The sequence below is a fragment of the Nocardia sp. NPDC056564 genome, from assembly GCF_042793755.1.
Lineage (GTDB): Bacteria > Actinomycetota > Actinomycetes > Mycobacteriales > Mycobacteriaceae > Nocardia.
Genome location: NZ_JBHTUR010000004.1, coordinates 214,488 through 236,493 on the forward strand (window position 1 = coordinate 214,488; position 22,006 = coordinate 236,493).

The window sequence follows — 22,006 nt, forward strand, 5'->3', positions numbered from 1 at the left end:
GGCGAACTCCGTTCGCACAGAGCGGAACCATTGGCATCAACTACGTCGTAATCTTGTAATCAATGTAAGCAACACTGAAAAGTAAGTAGGTGATCCCCTCATGAGACACGAACACCGGGGACGGGGTTTCGGACGACCGGGCGGCTGGCAGCAGGCCGACCTGCCGGATCCCGCGGACGCGCCGGACTGGTTCGCGGGCAGGTTGCCCGCGGACTGGTTCGCCGGTCCACCTGTCATCGAGATCGACCGGGACGAGATCGTGGTCATCGGCGAACTGCCGATCAACCGGCCGGAGAAGACTCCGGCCGACGCCCCTGCGGAAGGCGACACGGACGCGCCGACCGAGGAAGTTCCGCAGGCGACGAAGGAAGGCGCCATCTCGCGCTTCCGCGAATCGACCCGCTCGGCCCGCATGCAGATCGCGGACGAGGCGCAGCGCCGGTACGGACGCAGCGTCGCGTGGGGCGTGTCGGTGGGCGAGGAGCGGGTGCTGTTCACCCACTTGGCCGTTCCGGTCATGACCAGGCTGCGGCAGCCCGAACGAAAGGTTCTGGATACGCTCGTCGACTCGGGCGTGGCGCGCTCGCGGGCGGACGCGCTGGCCTGGACGGTGAAACTGGCGGGTAAGCACGCGGAATCCTGGCTGGAGGAACTGCGCGGCGCCATGCGCAAAGTCGACGACCTGCGCGCCGAAGGGCCGCAGGGACTCTAGCGGTATGCGTGACCGGGCGCCGGGCATGCCGCACAGCCGGCACTGACTAGAGTTGCCGACATGTCCGCACCCGGTCCGATCCTGGTTCTCAACGGCCCGAACCTGAACATGCTCGGCACTCGTCAGCCGGAGGTCTACGGGTCTGCGACGCTCGACGACGTGGTCGAGCTGTGCAGGCAGACCGCGCACCGCTACGGCCGCGAGGTCGCCGCCTTCCAGTCCAATTCCGAAGGCGCGCTGATCGACCGGATCCACGCGGCGCGCGGCGTGGAATCGGGCATCGTGATCAATCCCGGCGGGCTCACCCATACCTCGGTGGCCCTGCGGGACGCGCTGGTGATCCCGGAACTCCCCATCGTGGAGGTGCACATCAGCAATGTGCACGCGCGGGAGGAGTTCCGGCAGCACTCCTACATCTCGCCGATCGCGACCGCGGTGGTCGCCGGGATGGGGATTCAGGGGTACGCGGCGGCCATCGAATTCCTGGTGCGCTCGGCCTGATCGCCCCCGGCCCGTTGCTCAGTCGATCTGAAAGACCGGGAATCCCGGTGCGATGGCGGCCAATTCCGCGTCGGTCGCGTTCTTGGTGACGCCCTCGAAGAACTTGCCCACCTCCCAGCCCCACTTCTGCAGGTAGAGCCGCAGCAGCGGGACCTTGTCCGCGTCGGCGATCTCGGTGGCGCGGAACTCCTCGACCTTGCGGCCGAGGCGCAGTTCGCCGCCGCCGGCGACGCGCAGGTTGCGCACCCACTGCGTGTGTCCGCGCGGGGCGACCAGGAAACGCGCGCCGTCCTCGCGGACCATCAGGTTCACCATCGTGGTCCGCCACTCCCCGCTCTTGCGGCCGCGGACCGCGAGCAGCCGCGAACCCATGACGCCGATTCCGAGCCGGGGCAGCCAGTTGACGATCCGGTTCATGATCGGGTCCAGGCCGGCCGGGCCGATGTAGCGGGTGCTGTGTTCCATCGTCTAACTCCTCTTAGTGAGCACTGCTCTCTGTTGCGATAAGTGTTCCACTTTTGCGAGGGCAAAGTCAAGAGCACTGCTCTCTTTTCCGTTCGCGCAGTTCGGCCCGGCCGACGCGCGGTAGACCGCGACGCCCCCGACAATGTGGGGATGACGCGCGAGGGTGTTCGCCGGGTTGTGCTTGCCCCGGACAAGTTCAAGGGGTCGCTGACCGCACCGCAGGTGGCCGCGGCCCTCGCCGACGGCATCGCGGGGGTCGTGCCTGCGGTGCGGATCCGGCAAGTTCCGGTGGCCGACGGCGGCGACGGGACCGTCGACGCGTTCGTGGCGGCCGGGTGGACCCGGGTCGAACTGACCGCGCCCGGCCCCACGGGGGTGCTCGGCCACACCTCGTATGCCAGGCAGGAAGCGACCGCCGTGCTCGAGCTGGCCACGGTCGTCGGCCTGGCGAAACTGCCCGGCGGCCGACCGGATCCGCTCGGCGCGAGCACCTTCGGCCTGGGCGTGGTCATCGCGCACGCCCTCGACCACGGCGCCACCGACATCGTCATCGGGCTCGGCGGCAGCGCCTCCACCGACGGTGGCGCGGGCCTGGCACAGGCCCTGGGCGCCCGCGTTCGCGACCGGGATGGCCGCGAATTACCGCACGGCGGTGCGGTGTTGGCACACGCCCATCGATTGGACCTGGCCGGCCTGCACCCCGGAATCGCCTCCGCTGCTTTCACCTTGGCCTGCGACGTGGACAACCCGCTGCTCGGTCCATCCGGTGCCGTCGCGGTCTACGCACCCCAGAAAGGCGCGGGCACAGCCGATCTCGAAACCCTGGAGTCCGCACTCACCACCTGGGCACGCCTGGCCGGACCCGACTTCGCGAACCAGCCGGGCGCCGGCGCCGCGGGCGGCACCGGTTTCGGCGCGCTCGCCCTGCTCGGCGCGCGGGTCCGCAGCGGCATCGAGGTGATCCTCGAACTCCTCGATTTCCCCGTCCTGCTCGACGGCGCCGACCTCGTCGTCACCGGCGAAGGTTCGCTCGATATCCAGAGCCTGCACGGCAAGGCGCCCATCGGCGTCTGCGAGACCGCACGCAAGGCCGGCATCCCGGTGATCGCCGTCGTCGGTCGCACACTCCTTGCCGCCGAAGAGATTCGGGCCGCGGGCTTCGCCGCCTGCTATGCCCTCACCGACCTGGAGCCGGATCCCGCCCGTTCGATCGCCGACGCGAGCCTACTGCTGCGGCGCGTCGGCGCACAGCTAGCAGAGCAGTACCTGACCAGATAAAGTCACTGTGACGCAACCGATTACGGCGCTAGCTCGCTGACGCGAGCAGATTGCCGAGCAGTTCGGCGCGATGCTTGTCGCCCCACTGCTCGAGTGGGCGCAACGCGACGGCCAGCTCCTCGCCGAGCGGCGTGAGCGAGTACTCGACGCGGGGCGGAACCTCCGGATAGATCTCCCGGTGCACCACGCCGCTCGCCTCGAGCTGGCGCAGATTCTCCGCGAGCACCTTCTCGCTGACCCCGGTCAGCAGCCGCCGGAGCTCGCCGAACCGGATCGGATCGGCGCTGAGCGCCCACATCAGGTGCAGCTTCCATTTGCCGCCGACGACATCGATCGCCACGGACATGCCGCACACGTCGTGATCCGCGTCACCACTCATGCCCACCGCACTCCTTCTGACCTCATTTCGAACCTCCAGGTAAGCAACCACACCTGAACGTTCGGTCTTCCCGACTCTACCTGCGGCAACGCACCATGAATCCGGCGCCGACACCACCACATCGAGAACCGAAGGGACACACCATGTCCGATCAGACCACCCCCCGCTCCGTCTCCGTCGTCGGCCTCGGGCCGATGGGCCAGTCGATGGTCCGCGCCTTCCTCGACGCAGGCGTCGAGGTGACTGTGTGGAACCGCAGCACCGACAAGGTCGACGCGATGGTCGAGCTCGGCGCCAAGCGGGCCGCGACGGTCGCGGAGGCGCTGGCCGCGAACGAGGTGACCGTACTGAGCCTCACCCATTACGCCGCCATGTACGACGTGCTCGGCCAGGCAACCGATCAGCTGGCCGGCAAGGTGATCGCCAACCTGTCCTCCGATTCGCCGGACAAGGCCCGCAAGGGTGCGGAGTGGGTTCGTTCCCGTGGCGCGCAGTTCATTTCGGGCGGCGTCATGTCGGCGGGTGACAATATCGCCCATCCCGCGTCGTACATCTTCTACAGCGGACCGCGCGAGGTCTTCGACGCGCACGCCGAACTGCTGCGCCCGCTGAGCCCGCAGGAGTACCTCGGCCCGGACGACGGTCTCGCCCAGGTCTACTACCAGGCGCTGCTGACCATCTTCCATCCGTGGCTGCTCGCGTTCGACCAGGCGACGGCCATGATCGACCGTTCCGGGCACAGCATCGCCCAGTTCATTCCGTTCGCCGTGCGCTCGGCCGCCGCGTTCCCCTACTTCATGGAGGAGTTCTCGGTGGCCAACCAGAACGGCGGCTGGGCCACGCTGGCCGGCCTGAAGATGATGGACGCGGGCGCGCAGCACATCATCGACGCCAGCGAGGAGGTCGGCGTGGACGCGACGTTCTCCCACACCGCACAGTCGTTGTGGCGCAAGGCGATTGCCGCCAGCGAGGAGAAGGGCGCGGTGGTCTCGACCTACGCGCTGCTGCACGGCGGGCAGGCGTAGTCAGCCGGTTTCGGTGGCGGAGCCGAGCCGTGGGAAGGGCTCGGTGGCGAAGACGACCTCCACCGCTACTTCGAAGTAGGCCGAGATCCGCAGTGCGAGATGCAAACTCGGACTGTACTCGCCGCGCTCGAGATAGCCGACCGTCTGATAGTGCACGCCGAGCGCCTCCGCCAACTCACGCCGGGAGATGCCGCGCTCGGCGCGCAGCATCGCGATGCGATTGTAGATGACCTCAGTAGGCACGCTGCATCGCTTTCTCCCGGCGCTGGGCGACGCTGGAACCGGACTCCCGCCGCGCCATCCGGCGCAGCATCACCGGCGCGGCGAGCAGTCCCACCACCGCCCAGACGCCCAGCACCCCAACGGTTTCCAGCGTCCGCCAGGATTGCCCCAGTTCGGCGACCACCGCCTCGTCCGGCAGCATCGCCGAGCGCATGCCGAGCCCGAGCCAGTACACCGGAAACACCTGGGCGGCGCCCTGCACCCAGCCGGGCATCGAGGTGATCGGATAGAAGATGCCGGACACGGCGATCAGTCCCATGATCGGGAAGGTCATCATCGCGAAGTTGCGCGGGTTGGCGAACATCGACCCGAACACGGCCCCGGCCGGCAAGGTGGCCAGCAGTCCGAGCACCATCACCCAGATCAAGGTCAGCCACGCCTCCGCGTCGTCGAGCGCGAGCCCGTCGACGATGAACGAGCCGACCACCAGGATGACGGCTCCGGGAATGAGCACGGTGCCGGACACCTGGATGATCTTGCCGACCAGATAACCGATCATGCCGTTCGGGGTCGCCTTGGCCCGCAACAACGTTCCGTCCTCGCGGTCGATGGTGAGCTGCTGGCCCATGCCGACCATCCCGTTGAGCGCGACGAGCATACCGATCACGCTGGGCAGGGCGAGCGAGCCGAGCAGCAATCCGCTCGACTGGAACGACGTGTGCCGCATGAAGAACAGCACGATCAGCACGAGCACCGGCCAGAACAGCAGCCCGAAGAGGTCGGGGCCGTGGGTGATCATCTGCCGCAGCTCGATCCTGCCGCGGATCCCACCCTGCCGGACCGCCACCGCGATCGGATTCATCGCACTACCTCCTCGATCGTGTGCACCTCGGCATCGACCTGACCGGATTCGAACCGGCGCACCAGCGTCATGTACGTGTCCTCGAGCGAGGCGCGGCGGACCTCCAGGTCGCCGATCGCGTCGCCGTATTGCTTGAACAGGTCGTAGACGAACGCGGTCGATTCGGTGGTCGAGTGCACGAACCGTCGCCCGTCGTTGGTCCAGCTCACCTCGGCCGCACCGGCGATCCGGCGGGAGAGCTCGTCGGCCGAGCCGTCGGCGATGATCCGCCCGCCGGCCAGGACCAGGATCCGGTCGGCGAGCTTCTCCGCCTCGTCGAGATCATGCGTGGTGAGCAGGATGGTGGTCTGCTGGTCGTCAGCGAGCCGATGCACCAGGTCGTGGAATTCGCGCCTGGCTTCCGGGTCGAAACCCGCGGTCGGCTCGTCCAGGAACAGCACCTCCGGGCGGCCGACGATGCCGATGGCGACGTCGATGCGGCGACGCTGTCCGCCGGACAGATCGTTGATCTTGCTGGACGACTGCTCGGTGAGACCCACCGCCTTGATGAGTTCGTCGGTGTCCCAAGGTCGGTGGATCCGATCGGAGCCATAGGGCGCGTAGAAGGCGCCGAGATAATCGAGTAGCTCCCGGACCCGCCACTTCCCGTGATCACGCCACGATTGCAGGACGACGCCGACGCGCGCCCGCCACGCCTCGCCGCCGTGCGCCGGATCGACGCCGAGCACCTCGACGCGGCCCGCCGACCGTGCGCGGAAGCCCTCCAGAATCTCGATGGTGGTGGTCTTGCCCGCGCCGTTCGGTCCGAGCAGCACCAGCACTTCGCCGTGTCGCGCCTGGAACGTCACCTCGTGCAAGACGTCGGTGGTTCCGTAGCGCATTCGCAATTTCTCGACGTCGAGCGCGACGTCCTGCCCCACTGTCATGCGGCCCTCCCCGTTGCGGGTTTCCATCTTTTCGTAGCATACCTACTACATTTCGCCGCGACAATGCTTTTGCCTGGCTCGGTCTTTCTTGACATGCAGCCATCCGGCTGCCTATTCTCGCAACATGCAGCCGTACGGCTGCATAAATCGAGAAGGTGACATGGACGAGGTATTCAAAGCACTGGCCGATCCGCATCGGCGGCGGCTGCTGGACAGTCTCAATGCCCGCAACGGGCAGACCTTGCGCGAGCTGTGCGCGGGGCTGGAGCTGGCGCGGCAGTCGGTCAGCAAGCACCTCGCCGTGCTGGAGGCCGCCAACCTGATCACCACTCGCCGCAGCGGCCGGGAAAAACTGCACTACCTCAACGCAGACCCGATCAACGCCATCACCGAACGCTGGATCAACCACTACGACCGGGCACGTGTGCACGCGCTCGCCGACCTCAAGAAAGTTCTGGAGGCAGAACCCATGAGCGACAACACATTCGTCTACACCACCTACATCAAGACCACCAGGGAGAAGCTGTGGCAGGCCCTCACCGACTCGGCCTTCACCAAGCGCTACTGGGGCGCCTGCTTCGATACCGACTGGCAGCCGGGCTCCGAAATGGTCTGGCACCAACAGGATTGGAGCAGTAAGGACCCGGAGCAGGTGGTGCTGGAGGCGGACCCGTACAACAGGTTGTCCTACACCTGGCACACCTTCGATCCCGCGTTCGCCGCGGCGTTCGAGATGAACCCGGACGACGTCGCCGCCTGGCGCCGCGAGCCGCGCTCCCAGGTGTCCTTCGAACTCGAGCAGGTCGGCGACAGCGTGGTCAAACTGACCGTCGTGCACGATGGTTTTCCGCCGAACAGCGCTGTCCGGGAAGGGATCAGCGGCGGCTGGCCGAGCATCCTGTCCAACCTCAAGTCCCTGCTGGAGACCGGCGCGGTACTGCCCGAGCTGAGCATGTAGGTTCCCCGGTAAGCTGCACGGGTCCGAGTCCAGCTCGGTTGGAGCACGCGCCCGTCGGGGGCGACTGCGGGACTGAGCCTGTCGCACGAAGTGGGGAATTCATGGTCAAGGTCCTGCTCCGAACCTCCATGGGTGACATCGAGCTCGAACTCGACGAGACGAAGGCGCCCAAGACCGTGCGAAACTTCCTGACCTACGTCAACAGTGGTCACTACGACGGCACCATCTTCCACCGCGTGATCGACGGCTTCATGATCCAGGGCGGCGGACTGGACCGGACGATGCGGGAGAAGCCCGCGCCCCACCGGGTCGAGAACGAGGCCAAGAACGGGCTGCGGAACCTCACCTACAGCGTGGCCATGGCCCGCACCTCCGACCCGCACTCCGCCTCGGCGCAGTTCTTCATCAATACCAGCGACAACGCCTTCCTCGACTACCCCGGTCAAGACGGTTGGGGCTACGCGGTATTCGGCAGGGTCTCGCGCGGCAACGATGTCGTCGACCAGATCGGCAAGGTCAAGACCGGTGACCAGGACGTGCCGATCCAGCCCGTCGTGCTCACCTCGGCCACCGTGACCCGCTGACCAGGCCCGTTGCCGATCCACCGGCCCGGGTATATTGCGGAGTCCGACTTTTGAGGGGTCCGCGGTGGCAGTGCAGAGTGACGAGTTCGTTCGGGTGGTGCACCAACTCGCCGACGTGCAGAGCACCAAGGGCGAGCGGTACACGTCCTACAAGGTGCGCGGCAAACTGTTCGGCTACTACTGGCCGCGCACCCAGACCGTCGGCCTGAAACAGACACTCTCCGAACAAAAAGCCCTGGTCTCCGAACGCCCCGAAGTCTTCGAAGAACAGTTCACCGCAGGCGGTTTCGGCTGGGTGGTCGTCCACCTGGCCGGCCTCGATCTGGACGAACTGGCCGAACTGGTCTTCGAGGCCTGGCGCCTGTCCGCCCCCGCGGATCTCGCCGAAATGCACTCACCCCCATCGTGATCGGGGGCGGAGACCGAATCGAGGATGCGCCGTCCCGGCCGGCGCCTTCGGTATATGCACCGCAGGCACCGGGCATTTCGGGACAGCGCCGCATCCTGTCGAAATTGCCGAAATTCGGCTGCGCGCCGGTCACGCTATTCGAGCAATTTCCATAATTGAATCAGGCGGACGGCCTTGAATTCTGTCCGGTTTCAGCCGCGGTAGATCTCTACGTAGGCGTTGGTGGCGAGGGCGACCACGCCGGGGCCCACACCGGTGCAGGCGGTGGAAACGCGCTGGCCGTCCGGGGTGAAGGGGTAGCTGAGCACCTTGTAGGGGCCGACGCCGTAGAGCGGGAACGGACCGCTGGCATAGAGGCCGAAGCAGTCGACGTGCAGGACGTAATTGCTGCCGCCGTCGGGCTGGCAGACGGCGGACGCACCGAAAAGGTCGCGCTGAACGGCGCAGTCCTGCGGCGCTGCCTGGGCGCTACCGGAACCGATAATCGCGACGAAGGCGAGGCCCGAAACTCCGGCGGCCGCGACCCGGGCGGCGGCGGTAATTGTCTTCTTCATATGAACTCCTCCTATTCCAGTGTGCTGTCGGTACGGCGCGCTGGAATGTTACGGGAGCCCACTGAATTCGCTGCCCCCAAATCAGGGGGCATCCGCTGCGGCGCGCTCAAATTCGGACGAGGACCTGGTCCATTGTCTTGCGCACCAGATCGGGGACCATGGAATCGTCGGCGGGATAACCGATGGGAACCACGGCGAACGCCTTCTCGTTGCGCGGGCGATTCAGCACCTCGGCGAGGAACTTCATCGGGCTCGGAGTGTGGGTCAGGGCGGCCAGGCCGGACATGTGCAGGGCGGTGAGCAGCATGCCCACCGCGATCCCCACGGATTCGTCACCGTAGTAATGCTTGTAGGTGGTGCCGTCGGGGCGCAGGCCGAAGCGCTGCTGGAAGACGACCAGCAGATATGGCGCATCGGTGAGATGCGGCTTGTGCTCGTCGGTGCCGAGCGGCCGCAACGCGGACAACCACTCCTCGCCGAGCCGCCCGTTATAGGAGATCCGCTCCTCCGCCTCGGCTGCCGCGCGGATCCGGGCGCGCACGTCTGGGTCCTCGACGAGCACGAAGGTCCACGGCTGTTGATGAGCGCCGGACGGCGCGGTGTTCGCCACCGCGATCGCGTCGAGCACCAACTGCTCCGGCACCGGGTCGGTGGAGAACATCCGCACGGTACGGCGCTCGTCCATCCTGGCCCGGAATGCGGCCGACGTGGCCAGCGCCTCCGTGACCGGAATCCGGTTCGGGTGGTAGGGAATTGGCGTATACGGGCGGCCGTGCAGCGGCATCCAGGTGGTCATGGTTTGCAGTGTGATCCGCGCCGACTGGGCAGGCAATACCGAGACGGACTTACCGTCCACCCAGCCAGACAAAGCACGATCCACACCCATCCCCGCCGCGGCCGACCACGAATACAGAGGTGTTCGCGCCGGTGGTCCGGCGGGTAACGCGATGCGGGGCAAGCGCACTCGGTGTGCGCGTTCGTTGTGGGTTCCTGGTGTGGGCGAGCGCAGGTACCCGGCTGGTGTACGAGGGTGATTCGACCGAGAAATAGGGGTTCTTTGGCATGGGTGTTTCACGATCTACCGCCGTCCGGTGGTCCGGTGTCGCCGCGATCGTGTTGGCGGCGTTCGTTGTTCCGGCGGAGGCCGCGGCATTGCCCGCGGTGTGCGTCACCGATCCCTGCGCGGACGTTCCGCAGGGCGACCCGACCGCGCGGATCGACGACGGCGCGGCCTCCGACGATTCGGGCACGACCGCGACGGACGAGGCCATCGACGAGGGAGCGCTCGACGGCGACATCCAATCCGATGACGTGCCCAACGAATTCGTCACCGAGGCGGAGATAAACGCCGGCGATCCGGCCGACGGGGACAGCGATCCGCTGATAGATGATTCGACCCGGAAATAGCGGCCACGGGTATGCGCGTATCGACAAACATGGTGTGGCGCTGGTCGTGCGCACCCGCGCTGACCGTACTGGCGCTGGCCCTCTGGCCGGTTCCGGCGCAGGCCGCGGCGCCCTTGCCCAAGGGGTGCACCGCCGACGGAAACACCATCACCTGCGGCAATTTGACCAGCGGCGACATCGTCGAGGGCACGGACGGCGACGACACGATTCTGATCAAGGGTGACGTACCGGAGGGGGCGGCGGTCCGCGCGGGCGCGGGCAACGACACCATCACCGTCTACGACGTCGGCAAGTTCATCTGCACCGGCAGAGTCGGCGCGGCGGCCGAGAAGGGCGGAGTGGTGGAAGGCGGCCCGGGCAACGACACCATCACCATCGGTGGCGGCGTGCGGGATTCGGCCTGCCAGAACAAGGTGGGCGGCGATGTTCCGCTGGGCAATGTGAGCGAGCGCGGCAAGGTCAGCGGCGGCCCGGGCAACGACCGGATCACCGTCGGCACCCTCGGCTTCGTCCGGAACAACCAGGATCACCCGGAGCAGAGCGTCGAGGTCATCGCCGGTCGAGTCGCGGGCGACGACGGCGACGACAGCATGGACGCCGGCTGGGTGGCGACGGGCGCGCACTTCGACGACCCGGAGACCGCCGACGGCATGTACGGCGGCGCGGGCGCGGACACCATGCACGCGGGCAACGTCAACGGCCTCGGCCTGATGGCCGGTGGACCCGGTCCGGACACCCTGACCGTCGACGGTATGAACACGGGATACGTCGAGGGCAACGAGGGCGACGACAAGATCTTCGCCACCAAGGGACCGATCACGGGTCTCGGGAAACTCAGGGGCAATCAGGGAAACGACGAACTGACGGTCACCGCCCTGGAGGGCGCGACGGCGGCCATGGGCGACGAGGGTGCCGACATCATCAAGGTCACCAGCATCAACGGCCCCGGCGAGAAGAATCCGTTGCGCGGCCTATCCGCCAGTTCCGCCGACGGCGGGTCCGGCAACGACACCATCACCGTGGACATGGTCGGCAATTCCGGTGGCGTACTGGGCGATGACGGTGACGACATCATCAACGTCAAGAGCGTCAACGGCCCGGAGGACGTCGTCCGCGGCGACGGCGACGAGCTGAAGTGGCACAACAGCATCATCAACGGCTGGGGTGGCAACGACAAGATCACCGTCGGGTTCGTCGGCAAGATGGGCCAGGTGTGGGGCGACGGGTATCCGGACGCACCGGTCCAGGGCAAGGACATCATCAAGGTCACCGACCTCGACGGCCAGGCCAAGGTGCGCGGCGGCCCGTTGGCCGATCGGATCACCGTCAACAACCTGAAATCCAAGCAGAACTCGGTCAACGGGGAAGGCGGCAACGACGTCATCACCGTCACCGGCACGAACAACGGCACGGTCATCGGCGGCGCGGGCACCGGCGACAAGTGCACGGCCAAGGGCTCGAAGAAGTCGTGCGAGCTGCCGAAGCCGAAACAGAAAAAGAAGAACAAGAAGTGAAGCGGACTCCGCACGTCACCGAGTAACCGCGAAACCCCCTGTCACTACCAGCAAAGGGAGAAAAGACGATGGGCTCGATGAATTTCGATTGGATCCTGGCCGGTCAGCGTAACGGAGATCCGTTGGCGACCGCGCTGTACGGTCCATTGTTCTTGGTACTCAACGCACTTCAGGTCTTTCAGGGTGGCGGCACGTACTGACCTGCGGCGCTGCGTGCTTCGCGGAAGCCGAAGCACGCAGCGCGAGTGGAGTTTCAGCGCGCCGGCAGCGGCGCCTCCGCGGCCTCGGTGATCGTGACCTGACCGGTGTCGAGGTAGGTCAGCACCGCGTCGTCGACCACCCGGTTGCCGCGGCCGAAGTTCCCGTGATCCCCACCCTCGACGGTGATCAGCGAACCGTTCAGCGCACGGGACATCGCCGGTCCTCCTTCGTATTTGGTGAGCGCGTCGTGGCGACTCTGGAGCACGAGCGGTCGCGTCGTCAGCCCGGCCCCGCTGATCGGAACCGGCGCGGTGACGGGTTTCCAAGCCCCGCAGGCCATTCCGGACCGGACCAGATCGGCGCGCGCGTCCATGGCGTCACCACCGGAGGCGATGGTCGCGATTGCCGAGCCGATCACCTCGAGTCGCCCGGGAATCGCGTTCTCGTTGCAGGTGATCGCCGCGAATACGAACTGCCCGGTGGAGTCGGTCGAGGTGACGCCCTCGATGGTGCGCAACCGTTGCACGTTCGACGGATCGGCCATCGCTTCGGCCATCGCCCGCGCGAAAGCGGGCCAATAGGTGCGGGTATAGCTGGCGACCGAGGTCGCGCCGAGTAACGGACCCTGCGTGGTGGCGCCGCGAGAGATCAACGTGCGCAACAGATTCTGCAGTTTGCCGGCCTGCTCGAGGCTGCCGGTGTACCCGTCGCGGGCGATCTCGGCCAGCGGCTCGGGCAACGAGCCGGGCAGGTCGGCGAGACTGGCCGGCGGCGGCGTCAGGTTGGCGTACCAGCCCCCGCCCTGGTCGACCGCCATCCGCACCCAGTTCTGGTAGACCTGCAACGCCGTGTCGCCGAGGTGGTATTCGCCGCTGTGCGCGGCGATCCAGGCGAACAGATCGTCGAGCCGCTGCTTGCCCGCGATCTGCTGCTGGGCGAATTCCTCGGTCCAGACCCAGTCGGGATTGACATTGGAGTCCAACACCATTCGCTCGACCCGATCCGGAAACAGCGAGGCGTACACCGCACCCAGGTAGGTTCCGTACGAGGTGCCGAGATAGCTGATCCGGTCCAGCCCGAGCGCGGCGCGCACCGCATCCATGTCCCTGGCGGTGTTCTCGGTGGTGATGGTGTCCAGATAACCGGGATGCGCGGTATCGCAGGCTTTTTTGATGGCATTGCGATCGCCGCCGCCGAGCGAGACCCGCCCGCCGTTCTCGGTCGCGCACTCCAGCGGAGTGGCCCAGCGCAATCCGCGCGGCTGCACCGCGAGCCGGTCGTAATGCGCGTTCAGCTCGGCAGGCAGCACATCGGTCCGCTGACCCCAGAAGTCCAGCCCATCCGCGCCGGGCCCACCGGGATTGGCGAAGATCGCGCCGCGCCGCTCGCCCGTCGCGGCGATCCGGCTGACGGTCAGCTGAATCCTCGCCCCGTCCGGATCGGCGTAATTCATCGGCACGTCGACGACAGCGCACTGCACACCGTGCCCCGCCACCACCGAACCCGCCGGACAGGCCCCGAAGGCCGGCGCGGCATCGGCCGGGCCGGACACGATCGATCCGCCGAGCAGGCACCCGGCCATGGCGGCCGCCGCCCGCGAAAACAGCCGTACCTTCATCATGTTTCGTACCTCCACGGGCCGCCGCCACGCGTGCGTGCGCGACCCCGATCAAGAGCATTCTGCGCAGGGCGCGAGCGACAAACAAGTCGATCGCCCGATTCCGCCGGTCAGGCCCGCCCCGGCGGGCCCTTCCCCGGCCACGGCCGGGCGCGGCGATATGTGTCGTGGAATGCGCGGATGCCGTCGCACGGGAGTAGCGTCGAGCCATGTCGACGGAGGTCCGTATCAACACCGCGCTGGAACGCTTCGAGCTCTATGTCGACGGTGACGACGCCGGGTACGTCGAATACCAGGACACCCAGTCCGAACGCGCGTTCGTGCACACCGAGATCTACCCCCGCTACGAGGGCCAGGGCTATGGCCGCGTGCTGGTCGAGGCGGCGTTGAACAGCACCGCCCAGGACAAACTCGGCGCGCTGCCGATGTGCCGGATGGTGCACCACTTCATCGAGACCCGCCCCGAATATCTGGTGATGGTCCCGCACTGGGCGCGCGACAGCCTGAACCTGCCTCAGTAGGCGGCGACCGCCCCGTCCAGGGCCCGTTGCAGATCGGTGCGCACCAGCCGCGCGATATCGCCCGGTTTGGCCGGCAGTTCGGTGATCGGCACGCCGAAATAGAAGCTGGCCGACTTGGCCTCCTCCTTGTCCGGCTGCACCGCCGGGTCGGCCCGCGGCCCGTAGCTCAGGCCCATCGAGACCAGCACCGGCTCGACGCCGAGCTTCATCGCGCGAAACGCGATGTGCCCGATGCCGCTACCGACCGGCTGCACCTGGGTCGGGTCGACCTCGTTGCAGGTCCCCTCCGGGAACACCGCGACCCCGTCGCCGCGCGCGATCCGCTGCGCGCAGATGTCCATCATCCGTTGACCAGCCGCATTGACGGCCCGAATCCCGTGGTCCTTGCCGCGGAACACCGGGATCCCGCCCATCATGTCGATCTTGCGCCGCTGCTCGGGTTCCTCGAACAGCTCGTCCTTGGCCAGCACCCGCACCCGGCCGATCACCGGACGCAGCGCGCTGCGCCACGCCGCCGCCGCGACCGTGTACGGATCGTTCTCGGAAAGATGATTGATCGAGATCAACAGCGGCCTGCCCTGCCGGATCGCCGCCCGCAGACCGGCCCGCGCACCCTCGGCGTAGGCGACGCGGGGATAGTAGCGGCGCCCCAGAATGGCGTACGCACCCCAGGCTTTCAGCCGATTCTGCCGATGCTCGAGATAGAAGTCGTACACGGTGTCGCTGTTCTCGAGGCGCACCTCGGGCGGTTCCATGACACGGACTCTACGACGCGCACAAGCACCCAGCATCGGCCCCTGAGCCAAATTCAGCACACCGAACTGGTCAGCAGAAGCGCATATCGCCCGAACAACTGCGATGATGTCCGAGTGGCACGCGCAGACGACCCGGATGATCGGAAAACTCGCGGCGGGCACGGCGACCGCAAGCGGCGCGATTTCCGGCACGGCGAGCAGGTGGTGCGCGCCGGCACCCTGCTGGTGTCGGCGACCGAACTGGCCGAACCCACCTTCCGGCGCACCGTGGTCTACATCATCGAGCACAACGAGGCGGGCAGCCTCGGCGTGGTGCTGAACCGGCCGAGCGATACGGCCGTGCACGACGTGCTCCCCCGCTGGACCGAGGTGGCGGCCGCGCCGCGCACCCTGTTCATCGGCGGTCCGGTCAAGCGGGACGCGGCGCTGTGCCTCGGCACCGTGCGGGTCGGCGCGAGCATCGACGGCATCTCCGGCCTGCGTCGCATCGACGGCCGCGTGGTGCTGGTCGACCTGGACGCCGACCCCGAGGAGATCGGGCAGCTGGTCGAGGGCATCCGCATTTTCGCCGGTTACGCGGGCTGGACCTTCGGGCAGCTGGAGGGCGAGCTGGAGAACGACGACTGGATCGTGCTGTCCGCATTGCCCTCCGACCCGATCAGCACCGGCCGCGCCGACCTCTGGGCGCACGTGCTGCGCCGCCAGCCGCTGCCGCTGTCGCTGCTGGCCACCCACCCGATCGAACTCGAACGAAATTGAGATGTGCGCTCTCATTGAACCGTTTGCCCCCGCTGATTCGTGGGATGAGCGGGAGGTGAGCAATGCCCGACAACCGAACCGAGTTGTTGCGGGTCCTGTACGACGAACACGCGGCCGCGCTCTGGCGGTACACGCTCGGCTTGGTGCGCGACCCCGGACGGGCCGAGGACATCGTGCAGGAAACGTTGCTACGGGCCTGGCAGCGCCCGAACGTCTTGGATCAGTCCGATACTTCGGCGCGCGCGTGGCTGTTCACGGTGGCGCGCAATCTCGCCGTGGATGAGCATCGCAGCGCCCGCAACCGGCGTGAGTTCCGCACCGATGCCCCGCCGGAGCAGGCAACGCCGGACCAGGCCGACCGGGCCCTGGACGGCTGGGTGGTAGCGGACGCGTTGGGCAGGCTCAGTCCCGATCACCGCGAGGTGATCGTGCGGGCCTACTATCGGGGCCTTTCCACGCATCAGATCGCGGCGGAACTCGATATTCCGCCGGGCACGGTGAAATCCCGGATGCACTACGGCATGCGGGCCCTACGGCTGGCACTACAGGAGATGGGGGTGACGAACCAATGACCGATATCGCTGACGACTACACCACGTGGGATGCGCCCTACGTGCTCGGCTCCCTGACGCGAACCGAGCGCCGGGAATACGAGGAGCATTTGTCCGGCTGCCCCGCCTGCCAGGCCGCGGTGGCCGAACTGGCCGGGATGCCGGGCATGCTCGCGATGGTCGAACCCGCGACCGCGCTCGCGATGATCGACCTGCCGGAATCCGTTGCGCCGCAACCGGGTTCGGCGGCAACCACGGCCGGGCCGCCGGTGCCGCAGCTGCTGCCCAGGCTAGCCGACGCGGCCGAGAAGCGCAGGCGCCGGAGCCGGTGGGTGGCCGTCGGCGCCGCGGTCGCGGCGGCCGCCGCCGCGGTGGCCATCGCGATCCCGGTGGTCGCGACCGTCACCTCGTCGGGCAATACCGGCACCGAGCAGGTGGTCGCGGAACGCAGTATGCAACCGCTCAGGCCGAATCCGGTGACGGCGAGCTTCAAGGTCGTGCAGGACAACGGCAAGACGCGGATCGTGATGAGTTGCCGCTACGGGGCGAGCAACCAGCAGTACAACTGGAATCTGAAGCTGTTCGTGCTCGGCACGGACGGCAGCCAGACCGAGCTCGATCAGTGGCCGGCCGGGCCGGGCACCGAGCTGACCATCGACCGGACCATCGACAAGGCGCCGGACCAGATCCGGGCCGTGGAGATCCGGCTCGCGTCGACCGGCGAGACGCTGCTGTCCGGCACCGTCTGACGACACAGCGATCCCCCGCCGAGGGTTCGGCGGGGGATCGCTACCCCTCATCGCGTGGTCGAACTAGCTGGTCTGGCGACGGAAAATCGTGTTGGCCCAGAGGAATCCGGCGATCGTGAGGCCGGCGCACCAGGCCAGCGCGAGAATGCCGTCGGTGCCGATCTCGGTGCCCATCAGCAGCCCGCGCACGGTCTCGGTGATCGGCGTGAACGGCTGGTACTCGGCGAACTGACGCAGCCCGGCGGGCATGGTGTCGGTACTCACCAGCCCGCTGCCCAGGAACGGCAGCATGATGATCGGGAAGACGATATTGCTCGCGCCCTCCGGACTCGACGACAGCAGGCCCAACGCGACCGCGAGCCAGTTCAAGCCGAAGATGGTGAAGGCGAGCAGGCCGAACGCGGCGAGCCATTCGACGACGTTGGCGTCCGGGCGCCAGCCGATGAGCAGCGAGACCACGGCCATCAGCACGATGCCACCCAGCGCTTGCAGCAGCGCACCGACCACGTGCCCGGTCAGCATCGATGACTGAGTGATCCCCATGGTGCGGAACCGATTCACGATGCCCTTGGACGCGTCGGTCGCGATGGACACCGCCACCGACGCGGTGATGTAGGCGGGCACCATCAGCAGCATGCCGGGCGCGAGATAGTCGATGTAGTTTCCGCCGGACGACTTCTCCAGCGCGCCGCCGAAGACGAACTTGAAGATCAGCAGCAGCACGGTCGGCATCACGATGATGCCGACGCTCATGCTCGGATAGCGCTTGGCGTGGGTCAGGTTGCGCCGCAACATCGTTGCCGAGTCGGCCAGGGCGTAGGACATGGTGCTCATCAGACGGTTTCCGTTTCGCGGGTGGGCTGGCCGGTGAGGGTGAGGAAGACATCGTCGAGGTTGGGCGTGTGCACGGCGAGCCCGTCGACCTCGATCTGCTCGTAGTCGAGCCGATCCAGCAGGGCCCGCAGCGATTTCACGCTGCCGTCACTCGGCACCGCGAGGGTCAGGTCCGCGTCGTCGTCGGCCTCCTCGGCCATCCGCGCGGCGACGCCGAGCGCGGCGGACGCGGCGAACAGGGCGGTGCGGTCGGCGAACTGCAACCGGATGTGCCCGCCGGGCACCAGCCGCTTCAGTTCCGCCGCGGTGCCTTCCGCCACGATCCGGCCCTGATCGAGCACCGCGATATGGTCGGCCAGGTTATCGGCCTCCTCCAGGTACTGGGTGGTGAGGAAGACGGTGACGTTGTAGTCGTCGACCAGGCCGCGGATGAGCTCCCAGATGACCCGCCGGCTGCGCGGGTCGAGGCCGGTGGTCGGCTCGTCCAGGAAGATGATCCGCGGATCGCCGACCAGGGTCATCGCCAGGTCCAGGCGCCGGGTCATGCCGCCGGAGTAGGTGGAGGCCGGCTTGTCGGCGGCCTCGGCCAGATCGAAGCGGGCGAGCAGATCCGCGGCCAGTCGCTTGCTGTCGCGCCGGGGCAGATGGTGCAGATCGCCCATCAGGATCAGGTTCTCCCGGCCGGTGAGCAGCTCGTCGACGGCGGAGAACTGACCGGTGACCCCGATCGCGTCGCGCACCTCGTCGCGTTCGGCCTCGACATCGTGGCCGCCGACCCGGTTCTCGCCGCCGTCGGCGTGGATCAGCGTGCTCAGGATCTGCACCGTGGTGGTCTTGCCCGCGCCGTTCGGGCCGAGCAGCGAGTAGATGGTGCCCTCGGGGACGACGATGTCGATGCCGTCGAGCACCACCTTGTCGCCGAACGATTTGCGCAGGCCCACTGCCGAAATGGCGGGTGCGCGATGGCCGTTGACCATGACGGTCCTTTCGCTGGATTTCATAGTTGAATGCGCATGTGCGCATGTTTATGCGACACCACCCCCAGGGGGAGTGGGTTCTCGGTCGAGCAGTGGCTGTTCAGTTGTGCGGGAACGATCTTCGGCTAGATGTCGAGGTCTTCGATCTGCGGCCGCTTGGCGATGTCGACCACCCGCTCGTACACCTTGTCCGGCAGTTTGTCTTTCAATTCCTCGATCGAGTCGACGATCTCCAGGATGAAATCGCCCCAGTCCTGCTCGCCGACGCCGAGCATGCGCCGCCAGTTCTTCAAATCCTTGATCCAGTTGGCGGATTGGGGATAGTCGTCCCAGCTGGCGTAGTGCGCGTGCAGCACGAACTTGCCTTTCCGGCTGCGGAACACCCGGACGTGTTCCATCCGGTGGTCGTTGACCTCGTTCGTCTCGAACAGCAGGGCGCCGGAGAATCGGACCTGCCGGACACCGTTGTGCCCGACCCGGACGATGACCTCGTCGTACCCTTCTTGCCGACCCTCTTCCAATTCGATGAACCGGCGCAGCGCCGTGGTCACCGCCCCGGACAGATTGCCGCCAACCAGTTCCTGGGCCCGCTGGAACAGCGGCAGATCGTCATCGGCAACATAGATCGTCTTGTTGGGCATGACCCAACTATACGTAGATGTATACGTACACGCAAGCCCGATGGACAACACCCGCCGAAATGCGGCAATTCGGGATCGACCCGAACCGAGCGGCCGCCGGCCCATTCCCCGTTGAACCACCCTCCCCGCTGACCCGTATCACTTCTGTACGCAGGAAGTGATCTCGCGTGTGCCCAGCGCACAGGTGGACACCCGCGGGAAGGAGCGCCGGATGCAAAGCCGGGTCGTGGACTATGTGGTGCAGGCGGTTTCGGCCCTGGGGGTCCGGCACATCTTCGGCGTCGACGGAGCGAACATCGAGGACCTGTACGACGCCGTCTTCGACGCCCCGTCCGATGTCACCGGGGTGATCGCCAAGCACGAGTTCGCCGCCGCGACCATGGCCGACGGCTACGCCCGATCGACCGGCGGGCTCGGCGTCGTCGCCGCGACGTCCGGCGGCGGCGCGATGAATCTCGTTGCCGGACTTGCCGAATCGTATGCGTCGCGGGTGCCGGTGCTGGCGCTCGTCGGTCAACCGCCGACCGCGCAGGAGGGCAAGGGCGCCTTCCAGGACACCAGCGGGCACGCGGGCACCATCGACGCGGTCCGCATGTTCGACGAGATCACCCGCTATTGCGCGCGGGTCGAGCACGCGGCCGATCTGCCCGAGCACCTGGCCAGGGCGGTGGGCGCCGCCCGGCGCGGCGGACCCGCGGTGCTGCTGCTGCCCAAGAATGTCCAGCAGTCGAGCATCGCGGCGCGGCCGATCCGGTTGCCCACCAAGGTGTATCGGCGCGACGAGGCGGGCCTGGCCCGCCTGCGCGCCGCGCTGACCGCGGCTCGGCGCACCGGGAAGATCGTGATCATCGCCGGGGACCAGGTCGCTCGCGATGACGCGCGGGACCAGCTGGCCCGGCTGGCCGCCGTCCTGGACGCCGCGGTGGGCGTCGCTCCGGACGCCAAGGACACCTACGACAACACCGATCCGGGCTTCTGCGGGGTCGCGGGCACCATGGGCCATCGCGAACTCGGCGCGGCCCTCCGATCGGCGGCGCTGTGCCTGCTCATCGGCACGCCGATGCCGGTGACCACGCGCACCGGACTGGACGAACCGCTGGCCGGAAGCACGGTGGCGAGCATCGGGGTGACGCCACCGTATCTGCCTGCCATCCATGCCACCAGCACCGACCTCGCCCGCACCCTGGGCGAGCTGGCCGACGAATTCGCCGGTGCCACGGCGACATCCGAGCGGCGCGCGGTCGCTCCGCTCACCCCGCTGCGGGTTCCGCCGTCGTCGGGTCCGGGCCTGCGCTATCGGCAGCTGGTGGAGACCATCGACGCGGCGCTGCCCGGCGGCACCGATGTCTTCGCGGACGCGGGCAATACCGGTGCGGCCGTGGTGCATCACCTGCGGGTGCCGCGTGGCGGCCGGTTCGTCGTCGCGCTGGGGATGGGCGGCATGGGCTACGCGTTCGGCGCGGGCATCGGCTCGGCGTTCGCCCGCAGGCACGGCCCGGACGGGGTGCGGCGCACCGTGGTGGTGGCCGGCGACGGCGCGTTCTTCATGCACGGCATGGAGATTCACACCGCGATCGAACACGCGCTGCCGATCACCTTCCTCGTGCTCAACAACAACGCGCACGCGATGTGCGTGACCAGAGAACAGCTCTACTACCGGGATCGCTACAGCTTCAACAGATTCCGGCCTTCACACCTGGGCGACGGCGTCGGCGCCATGTTCCCCGAGCTGCCCGCGTTCTCCGTGCGCGCACCGGCCGAGCTGGCCGCAACCCTGCGGCACTGCCTGGGAACCGAAGGGCCCTCGTTCATTTCGGTCGACGTGGACCCGGACGAGGTGCCGCCGTTTCTGCCGTTCCTGACGACCATCGAACAATCCGGGAGTACGAAATGACCTTATCGCGTAGCGATTCCATCACGGGTGGTGGCCGGACGGCGGGCGAGCCGACCAGCGCTCTGCCCGCACTCAGCGATATCCCGGCGGATGCCCTTCCGCCCGGCGTGCTGCGGATCGAGAATTCCGACAAGGACGCGACCACGCCGATCATCATGGACATGCTGCGGTCGGTCTACCCGCACGACCAGGTGTTCGGCGAATACTGCCCGGTGCAGGCGTATATCGCCGCGCCGCCGCAGCAGGTCTACGAGTATCTCGCCGACACCCGGTCACTGGAGGAGTGGACCTACAGCCTGCGCGGATTCGTGCCGACCGAGGAGCCGGGCCTGTGGCTGGCCTACGACCGGCTCGGCGACGAGACGCGGATCTTCACCCGCACCGTCGCGCATCCGGAGGGGATGACCGTCGACTATCACTGCGCCTGGGATCAGTCGCGGCACCTGTGGATGATCTACCTGCTACGCGTCGTCGACGCGCAGGTGGTGTTCGACAAGCCGGGATCGGTTGTGCTCTGGGTCAATTGCAAGCACCCGTTCTACGACGAGAACCCCTACCCCGAGACCGCGCCGGCCGGGCGCCCGGTGTGGGTCGGGGACTTCTGGGACATGTTCTCCGCGGGGCATCAGCTGGAGATGGACAACCTCAAGGCGATCTGCGAGTACCGGGCGGCCAACGGCCTGCCCATCAAGCCCGACTGGATGAAGTGA

Annotated in this window: 27 protein-coding genes, 1 tRNA gene and 1 pseudogene; 16 read left to right on the forward strand and 13 right to left on the reverse strand. The window is 67.3% G+C overall.

Features of this window, described 5'->3' with window-relative positions; all coding sequences use genetic code 11:
- The first annotated feature begins 100 nt into the window (after window positions 1-100).
- Window positions 101-712 carry a hypothetical protein gene (locus ACFQ9K_RS12325; protein ID WP_378715417.1) on the forward strand — a complete coding sequence of 204 codons (612 nt, stop codon included), beginning with the start codon at window positions 101-103 and terminating at the stop codon, window positions 710-712.
- 60 nt (window positions 713-772) lie between these two features.
- Window positions 773-1,213, forward strand: a complete 441-nt coding sequence (gene aroQ, locus ACFQ9K_RS12330; RefSeq protein WP_378715415.1) for a type II 3-dehydroquinate dehydratase — start codon at window positions 773-775, stop codon at window positions 1,211-1,213.
- A gap of 18 nt (window positions 1,214-1,231) precedes the next feature.
- On the opposite strand, the gene ACFQ9K_RS12335 is transcribed toward aroQ, so the two are convergent.
- Window positions 1,232-1,678, reverse strand: a complete 447-nt coding sequence (locus tag ACFQ9K_RS12335) for a nitroreductase/quinone reductase family protein (protein ID WP_378715413.1) — start codon at window positions 1,676-1,678, stop codon at window positions 1,232-1,234.
- 150 nt (window positions 1,679-1,828) lie between these two features.
- On the opposite strand from ACFQ9K_RS12335, the gene ACFQ9K_RS12340 reads away from it, so the two are divergent.
- Window positions 1,829-2,956, forward strand: coding sequence for a glycerate kinase (locus ACFQ9K_RS12340; RefSeq protein WP_378715411.1), 1,128 nt, complete (start codon window positions 1,829-1,831; stop codon window positions 2,954-2,956).
- A gap of 28 nt (window positions 2,957-2,984) precedes the next feature.
- Here ACFQ9K_RS12340 and ACFQ9K_RS12345 read toward each other — a convergent pair whose 3' ends face one another.
- A complete protein-coding gene (locus ACFQ9K_RS12345; RefSeq protein WP_378715408.1) occupies window positions 2,985-3,335 on the reverse strand; it encodes a winged helix-turn-helix transcriptional regulator in 351 nt (116 codons plus the stop codon).
- A gap of 143 nt (window positions 3,336-3,478) precedes the next feature.
- Between ACFQ9K_RS12345 and ACFQ9K_RS12350 the strand changes: the two genes are divergently transcribed.
- Window positions 3,479-4,360 carry an NAD(P)-dependent oxidoreductase gene (locus ACFQ9K_RS12350; protein ID WP_378715406.1) on the forward strand — a complete coding sequence of 294 codons (882 nt, stop codon included), beginning with the start codon at window positions 3,479-3,481 and terminating at the stop codon, window positions 4,358-4,360.
- Here the strand turns inward: ACFQ9K_RS12350 and ACFQ9K_RS12355 are convergent, their stop codons facing one another.
- From ACFQ9K_RS12355 to ACFQ9K_RS12370, 4 genes and pseudogenes are all read right to left on the reverse strand, one after another.
- Complete coding sequence (locus tag ACFQ9K_RS12355) at window positions 4,361-4,603, reverse strand: helix-turn-helix transcriptional regulator (protein ID WP_378715404.1); 243 nt, start codon at window positions 4,601-4,603, stop codon at window positions 4,361-4,363.
- Window positions 4,593-5,444: an ABC transporter permease gene (locus tag ACFQ9K_RS12360; protein ID WP_378715401.1), complete on the reverse strand. Its 852-nt coding sequence runs from the start codon at window positions 5,442-5,444 to the stop codon at window positions 4,593-4,595. Before ACFQ9K_RS12360 ends, ACFQ9K_RS12355 begins: the two co-directional genes overlap by 11 nt.
- Before the next feature lie 33 nt (window positions 5,445-5,477).
- Window positions 5,478-5,555: transfer RNA gene (locus tag ACFQ9K_RS12365), tRNA-OTHER, on the reverse strand.
- Window positions 5,556-5,917: 362 nt separating this feature from the next.
- Window positions 5,918-6,397, reverse strand: a pseudogene (locus ACFQ9K_RS12370) (ATP-binding cassette domain-containing protein); the annotation flags it as partial.
- Window positions 6,398-6,530: 133 nt separating this feature from the next.
- Here ACFQ9K_RS12370 and ACFQ9K_RS12375 point away from each other — a divergent pair.
- The 3 genes from ACFQ9K_RS12375 to ACFQ9K_RS12385 all read left to right on the forward strand — a co-directional run bounded on the left by ACFQ9K_RS12375 (window position 6,531) and on the right by ACFQ9K_RS12385 (window position 8,321).
- Window positions 6,531-7,328 carry an ArsR/SmtB family transcription factor gene (locus ACFQ9K_RS12375; protein ID WP_378715398.1) on the forward strand — a complete coding sequence of 266 codons (798 nt, stop codon included), beginning with the start codon at window positions 6,531-6,533 and terminating at the stop codon, window positions 7,326-7,328.
- Window positions 7,329-7,429: 101 nt separating this feature from the next.
- Window positions 7,430-7,912, forward strand: coding sequence for a peptidylprolyl isomerase (locus ACFQ9K_RS12380; RefSeq protein WP_378715395.1), 483 nt, complete (start codon window positions 7,430-7,432; stop codon window positions 7,910-7,912).
- Between the two features lie 64 nt (window positions 7,913-7,976).
- On the forward strand, window positions 7,977-8,321 hold the full coding sequence (locus ACFQ9K_RS12385) for an MmcQ/YjbR family DNA-binding protein (protein WP_378715393.1): 345 nt from the start codon (window positions 7,977-7,979) through the stop codon (window positions 8,319-8,321).
- Window positions 8,322-8,512: 191 nt separating this feature from the next.
- Here ACFQ9K_RS12385 and ACFQ9K_RS12390 read toward each other — a convergent pair whose 3' ends face one another.
- Together ACFQ9K_RS12390 and ACFQ9K_RS12395 are read right to left on the reverse strand one after the other, a co-directional pair.
- Window positions 8,513-8,875 (reverse strand): hypothetical protein, encoded by a 363-nt coding sequence (locus ACFQ9K_RS12390; protein WP_378715391.1) that lies wholly within the window; start codon window positions 8,873-8,875, stop codon window positions 8,513-8,515.
- Window positions 8,876-8,981: 106 nt separating this feature from the next.
- Window positions 8,982-9,671, reverse strand: a complete 690-nt coding sequence (locus tag ACFQ9K_RS12395) for a nitroreductase family protein (protein WP_378715388.1) — start codon at window positions 9,669-9,671, stop codon at window positions 8,982-8,984.
- Window positions 9,672-9,937: 266 nt separating this feature from the next.
- Between ACFQ9K_RS12395 and ACFQ9K_RS12400 the strand changes: the two genes are divergently transcribed.
- The 3 genes from ACFQ9K_RS12400 to ACFQ9K_RS12410 all read left to right on the forward strand — a co-directional run bounded on the left by ACFQ9K_RS12400 (window position 9,938) and on the right by ACFQ9K_RS12410 (window position 11,996).
- Window positions 9,938-10,282 carry a hypothetical protein gene (locus tag ACFQ9K_RS12400; protein ID WP_378715386.1) on the forward strand — a complete coding sequence of 115 codons (345 nt, stop codon included), beginning with the start codon at window positions 9,938-9,940 and terminating at the stop codon, window positions 10,280-10,282.
- 11 nt (window positions 10,283-10,293) lie between these two features.
- Complete coding sequence (locus tag ACFQ9K_RS12405) at window positions 10,294-11,796, forward strand: hypothetical protein (RefSeq protein WP_378715383.1); 1,503 nt, start codon at window positions 10,294-10,296, stop codon at window positions 11,794-11,796.
- 77 nt (window positions 11,797-11,873) lie between these two features.
- Window positions 11,874-11,996, forward strand: a complete 123-nt coding sequence (locus ACFQ9K_RS12410; RefSeq protein ID WP_378715380.1) for a hypothetical protein — start codon at window positions 11,874-11,876, stop codon at window positions 11,994-11,996.
- Between the two features lie 53 nt (window positions 11,997-12,049).
- Here the strand turns inward: ACFQ9K_RS12410 and ACFQ9K_RS12415 are convergent, their stop codons facing one another.
- Complete coding sequence (locus ACFQ9K_RS12415) at window positions 12,050-13,618, reverse strand: alpha/beta hydrolase (protein ID WP_378715378.1); 1,569 nt, start codon at window positions 13,616-13,618, stop codon at window positions 12,050-12,052.
- Window positions 13,619-13,824: 206 nt separating this feature from the next.
- Here ACFQ9K_RS12415 and ACFQ9K_RS12420 point away from each other — a divergent pair, with 206 nt between their 5' ends.
- A complete protein-coding gene (locus ACFQ9K_RS12420) occupies window positions 13,825-14,136 on the forward strand; it encodes a GNAT family N-acetyltransferase (protein ID WP_378715376.1) in 312 nt (103 codons plus the stop codon).
- On the opposite strand, the gene ACFQ9K_RS12425 is transcribed toward ACFQ9K_RS12420, so the two are convergent.
- Complete coding sequence (locus ACFQ9K_RS12425; protein WP_378715374.1) at window positions 14,130-14,891, reverse strand: lysophospholipid acyltransferase family protein; 762 nt, start codon at window positions 14,889-14,891, stop codon at window positions 14,130-14,132. The two genes, ACFQ9K_RS12420 and ACFQ9K_RS12425, sit on opposite strands and share 7 nt — an antisense overlap.
- Window positions 14,892-15,005: 114 nt before the next feature.
- On the opposite strand from ACFQ9K_RS12425, the gene ACFQ9K_RS12430 reads away from it, so the two are divergent.
- The 3 genes from ACFQ9K_RS12430 (at window position 15,006) to ACFQ9K_RS12440 (ending at window position 16,950) form a co-directional block, all read left to right on the forward strand.
- Window positions 15,006-15,650 (forward strand): YqgE/AlgH family protein, encoded by a 645-nt coding sequence (locus tag ACFQ9K_RS12430; protein WP_378715371.1) that lies wholly within the window; start codon window positions 15,006-15,008, stop codon window positions 15,648-15,650.
- Window positions 15,651-15,712: 62 nt separating this feature from the next.
- On the forward strand, window positions 15,713-16,222 hold the full coding sequence (locus ACFQ9K_RS12435; RefSeq protein ID WP_107653329.1) for a sigma-70 family RNA polymerase sigma factor: 510 nt from the start codon (window positions 15,713-15,715) through the stop codon (window positions 16,220-16,222).
- Window positions 16,219-16,950 (forward strand): anti-sigma factor family protein, encoded by a 732-nt coding sequence (locus tag ACFQ9K_RS12440; RefSeq protein WP_378715368.1) that lies wholly within the window; start codon window positions 16,219-16,221, stop codon window positions 16,948-16,950. The genes ACFQ9K_RS12435 and ACFQ9K_RS12440 overlap by 4 nt, the downstream gene beginning before the upstream one ends.
- Window positions 16,951-17,013: 63 nt before the next feature.
- Here ACFQ9K_RS12440 and ACFQ9K_RS12445 read toward each other — a convergent pair whose 3' ends face one another.
- From ACFQ9K_RS12445 to ACFQ9K_RS12455, 3 genes are all read right to left on the reverse strand, one after another.
- The gene (locus tag ACFQ9K_RS12445) at window positions 17,014-17,784 is read right to left on the reverse strand and encodes an ABC transporter permease (RefSeq protein ID WP_378715366.1); all 771 of its coding nucleotides are present in this window, start codon (window positions 17,782-17,784) and stop codon (window positions 17,014-17,016) included.
- Window positions 17,784-18,761 carry an ATP-binding cassette domain-containing protein gene (locus tag ACFQ9K_RS12450; RefSeq protein ID WP_378715492.1) on the reverse strand — a complete coding sequence of 326 codons (978 nt, stop codon included), beginning with the start codon at window positions 18,759-18,761 and terminating at the stop codon, window positions 17,784-17,786. Before ACFQ9K_RS12450 ends, ACFQ9K_RS12445 begins: the two co-directional genes overlap by 1 nt.
- 125 nt (window positions 18,762-18,886) lie before the next feature.
- Window positions 18,887-19,402, reverse strand: a complete 516-nt coding sequence (locus ACFQ9K_RS12455; protein ID WP_378715363.1) for an EXLDI protein — start codon at window positions 19,400-19,402, stop codon at window positions 18,887-18,889.
- Between the two features lie 211 nt (window positions 19,403-19,613).
- Between ACFQ9K_RS12455 and ACFQ9K_RS12460 the strand changes: the two genes are divergently transcribed.
- Both ACFQ9K_RS12460 and ACFQ9K_RS12465 read left to right on the forward strand, forming a co-directional pair.
- Window positions 19,614-21,296, forward strand: a complete 1,683-nt coding sequence (locus ACFQ9K_RS12460) for a thiamine pyrophosphate-binding protein (RefSeq protein WP_378715360.1) — start codon at window positions 19,614-19,616, stop codon at window positions 21,294-21,296.
- Entirely contained in the window at window positions 21,293-22,006 is a 714-nt protein-coding gene (locus ACFQ9K_RS12465) for an SRPBCC family protein (protein WP_378715358.1), read from the forward strand. Before ACFQ9K_RS12460 ends, ACFQ9K_RS12465 begins: the two co-directional genes overlap by 4 nt.